The sequence below is a fragment of the Xenorhabdus sp. PB30.3 genome, from assembly GCF_963895965.1.
Classification (GTDB): Bacteria; Pseudomonadota; Gammaproteobacteria; order Enterobacterales; family Enterobacteriaceae; genus Xenorhabdus; species Xenorhabdus stockiae.
This window is the reverse complement of the sequence record NZ_CAWQMW010000120.1, coordinates 1-2,143: the sequence shown is the minus strand read 5'-3', so window position 1 is coordinate 2,143 and position 2,143 is coordinate 1. Positions and strand designations below refer to the sequence as shown.

At 40.8% G+C, this 2,143-nt stretch carries 1 pseudogene; it reads right to left on the bottom strand.

The features are described from left to right. Nucleotides 1-87: 87 nt before the first annotated feature. Nucleotides 88-1,545 (bottom strand): annotated as a pseudogene (locus AACX38_RS20755) (condensation domain-containing protein); the annotation flags it as partial. Between the last annotated feature and the right edge of the window lie 598 nt (nucleotides 1,546-2,143).

The window sequence follows — 2,143 nt, the reverse complement described above, 5'->3', positions numbered from 1 at the left end:
TTTTTGCCCGTTAAACTCGACGGCAATGGTATCGGGGAACAGCTCTGCCTGAGTCTCAAAAAGCTGATGAATTAAGACATGTTGCGTAAAGTTCTGCTGAGTGGCATTAAAATCCACCAATATTTTTTGCTGTTCAGCCGGCGACAGCACCGGCAAGTATCGGGTCAGGGTTTCCGGAGCAGAGACCGCGGCTTCTATCAGGGTAACTAAACGGGATTGAAGTGCTGTAACCTCAGTGTGATTCAGGTAATCGGGAGAGTAATTAAACTCCAGTGTCACCGGTTTTCGGATATCTTCACTGTTCGTTGTAAAAGCATAATGATGGATTGCAACAATCAGAGGAAACGGGTTGCCGCGCTGCATTTTGACACATGTGAGTGAAGCTTCCGGCAGGCTGGCATTCATTTCGATCTTCTCATATGACAGTATGATATCGAACAACTGATTCTGGCCCGTTTTCTGACGGGTTTGTAAATGTCGGTTTAACTCTGCAATGGGTAAGCGTTGGCGCTTATAACAACGTCGCAACTCGGTTGCTACTTTTCTCATAACATCAAGAAAAGAATCATGTGGATCCACGGTAATACCTACGGGGATCACTGAGGTAAACATCCCGACCATACGTTTTTGTTTGATGTTTTTACGGTTATGTACGGGGATGCCAAAAACAATTTCCTCTGTGCTGTCAGTGCGTGAAAAATGCGTTGTACGGAAAAAATAACAGGCCAGAACGGCATACATAAAATGCAGCACGGATAACCCGTTTGCCGCAACCAGCTCTTCAATACGCTGAAAAAGCGTCCGGTCAAATTGATAAATTAAAGGCTCAGGGGGCTGGTGTTCTGTGGTTTTGCCTGAACTTGATGGTTTAAGTAATGCAGGGGGGAAATTTTCATAGCGTTCCAGCCAGAATTGCAGATCCTGTATATAGCGTTTTGAATTCAGATAGGCGATGTCTTCATCCACAAAGTCGATATAAGAGGGGGCGCTTTCAGTGATTGTTTCACCTCTGGCCAATTGGCTGTAAGTGTTGGCTATTTCTTCAGTAATCAGCCCTAAAGTGGTTCCATCCCCGATAAGATGGTGACAGAAGAACTGCCAGTTCCAGCGTTTATGACCCAGCCGGAACAGCTCAAAACGGAATAACTCATTATTTAAATCGTACGGGCGTAAAAAGGTTGTGCGGAAATGCTGTTCAGCCAGCTCTTCTGGGTTGGCATGCCCGGAAAAATCATCCACTGTTACGCAAACAGGTAAAGTATTATCAATTTTTTGCAGGGGTAATTCTTGCGTATCAATCAATCGTAAACGGAGTGCATCATGACGCTCAATAACATTTTTAAAAGCCTGAATTAACAGCGCTTCATCTAATTCTCCCTCAATGAGAATCACTGAACCGATATTGTAACAGGTATTATCAGGGCGAAGGATTTGATCAAGCCAGACAACCTGTTGTGGAGAACTGAGTGAGAATGTGCAAGAGGAAGATTCAGAAGTATTCTCATATGAAGGCTGGGCTTCGTTATTGATACGATTGCACGACATAGGCATTACTTAACTCCTGCTTGTTAGGCTTATTGATTAGCCTAATGATTGAATATGATTTATTTAACCCAAAATAATGAATAAAAATTAATGTGTTATAGTTAAACTTCTTTCAATACTCTCTGAGCGAGGGCAATTAAACTGGGGCTGTAGAATGGGGATGGGATGGAGGATTTGAGCCAAACCAGATAATCTGCTGTAGAGAGTTGGTCGAAAATTTGCAGTCAGAAGATAGGAATACGTAATTTACCTCATATGCAGGCTGATTTTCGTTATTGAGACGAGAGCACGACATAAACATTACTTAACTCCTGCTTGTTAGACTAATAATGAGTCAAATATTAAATACTTTTTATTCGATACAGTTTCTCGGGAAGGAAATTGAACAGATAACCTTTATAAGGTAGATACTTTATTTTTTTAATCCCCTTTCTAAAAGGGGTAAGGCTTATCTATTTTTTGATAGGCAGTATTAAAATTACTGATGAACTATTCGTAAATACAGGCGTTATTAAATTTGATGATGGGCCATTTATATTGATTATCCCATTATGAAATTATAAAAATTGTTATTTTGATGGTTATAAATATTGATTTT